Here is a 6953-nt window from a genome sequence, read left to right as displayed (position 1 = left end):
GCGGACAGGTGGCTGGAGCAGTCGAGTCAAGGCCGAATGATTCCTTAAAAAATCAAACACAAAATCATTCGCTCTGTACCAGCCTTGACTCGGCTGATCCAGACACATACTTTTGCTTAGAAGATGAACAGGAAAACCGACAAGCAATACACATTTTAAACAACAATTCTGTCCAACTTATAGGGGGTTAGTACAATATAACCATTCAAGTTTTTCAGCGATTACATTTTTTTCGTTGTCATAGAAAGTGGTATATCTGTCAACAAGTAGTTCTTTGTCATATGAGAGCACTTTTTTTGAATCCTTTTCGAATGAACATACCATTCTGTTAACAGCATTTTCCCCTTTTATGAGTTTATACTCGATTGGAAATCCTCTATCGTCATGTTTAATAAACTCATACTTAAGGTTTGTTTCACCTACACTGTCAAGGATATCTTCAAATTTTAATAGCTTGTCCTCATACGAATAGATTGTCGATCCGATGAGTTTGCCCTTATGTTCAACATTGTCAAATGAAAATGATTCTTTTTTCATTAGTTGTCCATCTTCATTAAAAGTCCATATCTCTTTATAAGATACTTTGCTACTATCTGAGTTCAGGGAGTTTTTCAACTCAATTTTTTTCACATTGTCTTTTATGTCATAATAGTCTCGGTAATCAATTTTGCGTTCTCCGCAACTAGTTAAAGTCACAAAAAATAATACTACTTGAGTTATCCAAAGTATATGAATAAAAATTTTATTTCTCATTAAATCCTCTTAGGGGTTATTACAAGTGTTTCAAAAAATGCCACACAACGTTTGGCTATAACCAGTGGCGGCTTTTGAAACCGTTATTGTCCACCGTGACAAAATGTAATGGCGAAGATAAAACTTTTATACTTACTCATCACCCGCCATTGGTTATAGCTTTTGTTGTGCGCTGGCAGTATGATTTGTCACTACGCCTTGTTTATGAGTTTCCAATTGGCTCCGTGTGACTTTCCTGTTTCATTGCACGGTGGGAAAGTCTCACCTTTTGCAAGCGGTATTTTGGATTTAGAGTGCTTGTCACATTGATATAACCCGCTTTGTAGACATTTACTTCCTGTTGTATTAGCCATATCATTTTTGTTTAATTAATTTATAACCAATGTACACAAGCAGAATAGCCAATCCGATAATACTAAGTGCGATAAATAATTCTTCATTGAATTCTTTAACCCATTTACCTGAGTAATCCTTATTGTCTAAGGGGAAAAAATAACTGGAAAAAACGTAGCTTATTAATTCCCATGATATAATTAATACACCTATACCAAGATGTTCCTTTTTAAACCCTGAGTTATTTATAACTTTTTTGTTTGGGTTAGCTTTATCTCTACGAACTAAATAAGCAATAAAAAGTGCAACACCTATAATGCAATAGAATGCTATATTATCATTATTCATATTTAAAAGTTAGCCTAACAACCATAAAATTATTGCTACTATAATACTTACTATGCCAATTGCATATCCAATAAAATCTCTTTGGTTTTTCTCAAATCCTTTGTGACTCACACCAGAAGTTGTCTCACGTTTATTTACAGACTTATCGGATGAGGATTGATTTAGTGTTCCAAGTATATCTCCAGAATTTAGATTATTGACTTGTCCTATGTTGAAAGTTTGCTCGGTTTTGAGAAGTTTTTTTGCGCTATTATCTTGCATTGGCTTTAAAATGTTAGTGAACTCTTCTTCTGTGAAACCACCTTTACCAACAACCGATGAGCCTTTTGGTTCTATTCCGAAAGTCCCGTTTGGATATGACGAAGTCTTACGATCCAACCTAATGAATCCTTGTGACACTAAGGATTCTAGGCAAATGAGTATGTCTTCGTTTTTAATCAAGTACTTTTTGTCAATCGGAATATAAGGTTCGATTGCAAAGTGTCCTCGTCCTTTAACCCTCTCAAGGTCGTTCAAAAAATCGTTAACGATGTCAACAGTTACAGTCATAATCTAATATATGAATAATCTATGATATGAAACTCAAAACTGCTTGCGCACAACGTTTGGCTATTTGCAGTTGCGGGCATAGGAGGCTTTAAAAATGGAGCGCAGCGGAATGTTAAAGCCGACCTGCTGTAAAATTGTCCCCCGAGACCGAACTACATTTTGAAACATAAACTTTAAATTAACACTACACCCCGCAATTGTCAAATAGCTGCTGTTATGCACAGTGCCGCAGTCGACCGTTACTAAGCTGCACGGATGCCAAAGCTTTGGTTGAGGGCTGAAGTCGCGCGGCTTTGGCATTGGTGCTGCGGTTCGAAGCACCAATTATTACCAAAATCTGAGTTCTGCTAAATGTCCAATACATTTCGGTCGACTGTTGGCCACATCCATTGTTATCCTGGATTACGTTCAAACTTCTCAGTAATGGCTATGAGAGTAGTTTTCCAAATCCTCTATTCTTGATTCAAGGTATTCCATATCATCTAATCTGTTTTCAATATTGCTAAGGTCAATATCATCTAAACCATCGATTCGAGAGTTCAAATTTTCAATCTCTGTTTCGTTGCTATCTACAGTAGAAGCCGTGTTAGTAATCTTTCTATTTAACATGAATAATGATAAAGAGATAATTAAAATCAGTATCGCATTGACTGACTTACTTTGGACCTCAATCTTTTGAGTTGTTTTGTTATTATTGTCTTCTGACTTAACGAACAAAGTCATTCTCCAATTCCTCAAGAGAAAACCCAAAACAATTAAGAACGCCCCCATTCCAGCTTCATGTTTGTCAATTTCATATTCGTCAACCATTGTTGAAACGAAGATGTATGTTCCGCTTCCTATTGTGGCAACTTCTAGAAGAGCCCAAATTATCTTTTTAAACATAACTATGATTTTTTAGATTTAGCAAACAAACTAATTATCAGGCCGAGTCCAACGACAACGTCAATAATATTCCATATTTCCCGTCCAAGTGATATTTTTAGCAATGGCTGAAACAATACTGCTAACATCGCATAGATAAATGAAACTCCTTGATTATTTTGTCTGTAATAGTAAAATGAAAGATATGAGAAACCGGCTAATGCAAGGAATCTTACCAATTGATAATAACCATATGGCATGTCTAGCAGGCACAGAAAGAATAAAATACTTAAGACTATTTTAATGATTTTATTATTCATTCCTTAAAGAAATCAGACGCTGTTATATTTCTTGATTCCATGTTCCCTCCCTCCACTGGGTATAGTGTAACCGAATAAATTGAATAAGACTTTTCATTCTGTTCCATTTTTAAAAGGTCATTAAATTCGTCAGAAACTGAAAAGCCTGAGCTTGTATCGAAAAAACCCTTTAATCTAGCGTTATAAAGTAATGTGTCTGGATTCCAATCTTTTCCATAAAAGCTTTTTAAATAGTAAGTTCCGTTTGGAATGTTTGTCATTGTAAATGATTCACCTGCTCGTATATATTCGTTGCGAATTGTTCGCTTACTACCATAGTATTCAGTTAGGCAAACTATTACATCAAGACTTTGTCCATTCTTTACTTCTAATTGATTTAGATAATCTTTATCATATACACCTTTTCCGAAATAATTATTGTAAGGTGAATCTCCTGTTTTTAATTTATTTCCAGCATACTTACTTACTTTTTCAATCATTTCAGGTGCAGTATCTATGACTGATTTAGGATTGTAAGTATAGTTTGACGTTGAACTCGAGCTGTCTTCACTGTTTGCCATGTATATTATCCAAATAACAATTGCAATTCCGGCAACCCATTTAAACGCAGTAAAAATCTTTGCAGTCTCCTCTTTTCTAATTTCTTCTTTCTCGATTTTGTGGAGTTTCGTAATCAATTCATTGTTCGCGCCACTTAACTTTACAAGAAGTGGCATGTACTGCTTAATATCATTCTTTACAAGAAACTTAAATAGTCCTGAAATAGCGTCAACAATCCGCTCATTGCTTTTTATGTCGCCAATTTTTAACAGTTGGGTAACGAGATTGTCATTAAGAATTGAGTCTATGTATTTTAATAATTCAGTGTAATTTATTTGCTCAGATTCTGCCCACTTCAGTTTTCTAAATGCAGCTTCAATGTCAGTTGCCAAGGATTCAGGCGTAGTCCCTTGTTCTCGTTTTGTATCAGTGCTCTTAGTTCGGGTTGATTGCTCTGTTTTCTTTGCAAATCTTATGTCATAGTCCCTCCGCTTTGTCGGGTCAGATAAAACATCATAAGCTTCTTGTAACTCCTTAAACCTTTCCTCAAAATACTTATCGTTTGAGTTTTTGTCAGGGTGAAACTTTATAGCGAGTTTTCTATATGCCTTTTTAATCTCATCGTCACTGCAGGTTGTCGGTAAGCCTAATATTTGGTAGTAGTTTTTATCCATGCCGTTTCGAATACAACTTTATAAAATTAACAATTACTAATTGGCTCTTTTGCTTGCTTTGGTGTCGCGCGGGAAAGAGCGGCAAGCAAATGTGCCAATGTTCGAAGCACCGTATCTGTCCCGCGGCATTGTGCCTAACGTTTGGCTATTTGCAGTGGCTGGCTTTTGAAAACGTATTTGTCCACCGTAACCAAACGTAATAGCGAAGATAAAACTTTATACTTACACGTCACCCAGCCATTGCAAATAGCTGCTGTTATGCACATGTGCCGCAGTCAGCTGTTACCAAACCACACGGATGCCAGAGCTTTGGCTGTGTGTCGGCTTGTGCGGCTTTGGCATTGGTGTGGTTCTTCGGAGAACAAACTAAATTTTCTTCCTCAAAGATTCTTTTAAATCTTCTTGCTTTACGAGTCCACGCTCAATTGCTGAATTAAGAATTTTTTTCAACGAGGCTACCGTATAGCGTTTAAGTTTGTCGTTTCTTATTCTTTCAACAATATGGTTTTTTATATCATGTATCTTTGAAAAGGTTAATTGAGATAAGTCCCGGTGTGCGCTTATGAGGCTTGCAACAGGAGTCTCGCCTGGTGAGGCTACAATGTTTATGTTGTAACCTTCTAAAGAGCTTTCCTCTAGAATAACAATATCAATAGTGTCAAGGTGGTCCTGATTTGCAACAATTGCCAGAATGGCTGAGTCTAAATCAGCTTCATTGTCGATTCGCCAAACCGATAGGGTGTTGTTTGTTGTTTTTAGGCAATTTGTTAATGCATCAGCACTAACATCATCATCTTTCAGTATATCGATTTGAAACCATTTTGCCTTATTTACTTTCCTGACTAGATATGACATACTTCTGCTTCAAGGTCAGAGGTTACTTGATCGATATAATCCTGAAGCCATTTCGAATCAGACTTAACCTTTTTCAGGATGTTTAAACTCTCCATCGTTCCCCACTTTTCAAAAGCCCTAATTCCTAGTTCTTTTATTTCATCACTTTCGTGACTTAGAGCTGCTAACGCAATTGTTTGTCCTTGAGGAAAGATAATCTCTTGATCAAACCGTCCGATAATCCTCAAAATCCCAATCACAATTGATTCATCGTGAAAGTGTTTGAGGAATATCTCATTCAACCAGTTTCTCGTTGCTAATGCATTCGTGTTTAGCTGCTCAACAATAAGCATTTCACTTCTTGTTTTGTATCCAAATTCAAAATCTTCATCCTTTAATAGGTTCAAGAACTCAGGAGTAATTTTAGTTCTCAAATAGTCTTCGCGATTAAAATTTAGCTTATTCTCAGAAGAGTTGAGTAGACTTAGGTCTATTTGTACATCAGAGAAAATAGATGAATATGGGTCAGTCGTATTACTAGGTTCTGGCTCAAATTGAAAGCGAAACTGCCTTAGTTGTCTCTCACGCCTTTTTCGTGTAATTGACCTGTTGGTTAAATACTCATAAACCGTCCATGTTGATTCGTCCTCCTTTTTTGAAGAATTTGTGCTAAGGAATTCAGATAGATAGTTCATACAGTAACCAATTTTGCGTATTCTGCCTCTAATTGTTTTTCAATCTCAGTAGCTCTCTTAAGAAAAGTACTTATGTCTTTTAGATCGAATCTATAGTCAGTATTAATTTGATAAGTATTTATATCAAATTTTAGTTCTACCCTGTCTATCGGAGTAGCTACTGAATTAATCTTTAGATTACCCTTAATTCGATTAACTTCACTTATAATATTAAATGTCTCGTCATTTTCATTAATCTTCTCTACAACCCTTGTCACAACTCTGTTGTTCCATTCAACAGGGGCATTCTTTTTATAGAGATCGATAGTCTTAACGGTATTATGAAAAATAGATAGCATCTCTGCTTCCTTCATTTCCTTGAATAAATGTCTGGTAACTAATGCAAGTCTGTTGAACTTCTTGGGAAATTTAGAGACTATTTTTTCAATCATCGAATTCGAATCCGATATGAAGTCATCTAGTGAACCCATGGATGTAACTCCTATGTCCTGATTTGACTTGTGAATATCGATTCTATTTGAATTGAATTCTATACTCCATACATCATCCGTTGATTTTAGACTTAATCGATTGAGTAATCCAGTAGGCCCTAATTCTTGAAACGTGGTTGGAATTAATTGTTTATCTGAAAACGCATCAATAAAGTATTTCAAAATGTCCGCCTTCGGGCTTATGTCCTCGAACGATCCGAACAGCGCTATCTGGTATTTAAGGTTAGTGTCAATCATTTTGCCGTCAATAATCGGTCAAATTAACATTTTATTTCAACTATTTAAATGCTCTGTCTATCAACGGATTACAGTCGTTTTTGTTCAAATTTTTGGCTCTTTTGCTTGCTTTGGTGTCGGGCGGGGTTGAGCGGCAAGCAAATGTGCCAATGTTCGAAGCACCGAATCTGTCCCGCGGCATTGTGCATAACGTTTATGTATGAAACGTGGCTGGGTTTTCGAAGTGCTATCCTGTCCCACGTGACCAAACGTAATTTGAAAACTAAACTACAAATTTACACTGAGCCCCAGCCATGTTTTATACATTTTGTTGCC

The 6953-nt window shown here is 36.2% G+C and carries 10 protein-coding genes; 1 reads left to right on the top strand and 9 read right to left on the bottom strand.

Annotation, left to right across the window (positions count from 1 at the left end):
- The coding region (locus SanaruYs_RS20260; RefSeq protein WP_218022400.1) for a hypothetical protein at nt 1-191 on the top strand (191 nt) is incomplete at its 5' end.
- Here the strand turns inward: SanaruYs_RS20260 and SanaruYs_RS19800 are convergent.
- From SanaruYs_RS19800 to SanaruYs_RS19760, 9 genes are all read right to left on the bottom strand, one after another.
- Nucleotides 178-696 (bottom strand): hypothetical protein, encoded by a 519-nt coding sequence (locus tag SanaruYs_RS19800; RefSeq protein WP_127124361.1) that lies wholly within the window; start codon nt 694-696, stop codon nt 178-180. The genes SanaruYs_RS20260 and SanaruYs_RS19800 overlap by 14 nt on opposite strands.
- A 411-nt stretch (nt 697-1107) precedes the next feature.
- Nucleotides 1108-1434: a hypothetical protein gene (locus SanaruYs_RS19795; protein ID WP_127124360.1), complete on the bottom strand. Its 327-nt coding sequence runs from the start codon at nt 1432-1434 to the stop codon at nt 1108-1110.
- Between the two features lie 9 nt (nt 1435-1443).
- Nucleotides 1444-1983, bottom strand: a complete 540-nt coding sequence (locus SanaruYs_RS19790; protein ID WP_127124359.1) for a hypothetical protein — start codon at nt 1981-1983, stop codon at nt 1444-1446.
- Nucleotides 1984-2400: 417 nt separating this feature from the next.
- A complete protein-coding gene (locus SanaruYs_RS19785; protein WP_127124358.1) occupies nt 2401-2868 on the bottom strand; it encodes a hypothetical protein in 468 nt (155 codons plus the stop codon).
- Between the two features lie 2 nt (nt 2869-2870).
- Complete coding sequence (locus tag SanaruYs_RS20520) at nt 2871-3167, bottom strand: DUF6804 family protein (RefSeq protein ID WP_127124357.1); 297 nt, start codon at nt 3165-3167, stop codon at nt 2871-2873.
- Complete coding sequence (locus tag SanaruYs_RS19775) at nt 3164-4381, bottom strand: J domain-containing protein (RefSeq protein ID WP_127124356.1); 1218 nt, start codon at nt 4379-4381, stop codon at nt 3164-3166. Before SanaruYs_RS19775 ends, SanaruYs_RS20520 begins: the two co-directional genes overlap by 4 nt.
- A gap of 366 nt (nt 4382-4747) precedes the next feature.
- Entirely contained in the window at nt 4748-5236 is a 489-nt protein-coding gene (locus SanaruYs_RS19770) for a hypothetical protein (protein ID WP_127124355.1), read from the bottom strand.
- Nucleotides 5224-5910 carry a hypothetical protein gene (locus tag SanaruYs_RS19765; RefSeq protein WP_127124354.1) on the bottom strand — a complete coding sequence of 229 codons (687 nt, stop codon included), beginning with the start codon at nt 5908-5910 and terminating at the stop codon, nt 5224-5226. Before SanaruYs_RS19765 ends, SanaruYs_RS19770 begins: the two co-directional genes overlap by 13 nt.
- Nucleotides 5907-6638 carry a hypothetical protein gene (locus tag SanaruYs_RS19760; protein ID WP_127124353.1) on the bottom strand — a complete coding sequence of 244 codons (732 nt, stop codon included), beginning with the start codon at nt 6636-6638 and terminating at the stop codon, nt 5907-5909. The genes SanaruYs_RS19765 and SanaruYs_RS19760 overlap by 4 nt, the downstream gene beginning before the upstream one ends.
- Nucleotides 6639-6953: the final 315 nt, after the last annotated feature.

Origin of the sequence: Chryseotalea sanaruensis (genome assembly GCF_003990915.1) — a bacterium.
Classification (GTDB): Bacteria; Bacteroidota; Bacteroidia; order Cytophagales; family Cyclobacteriaceae; genus Chryseotalea; species Chryseotalea sanaruensis.
The sequence above is the reverse complement of the archived record's forward strand: the minus strand, read 5'-3'. Positions and strand labels throughout refer to the sequence as shown.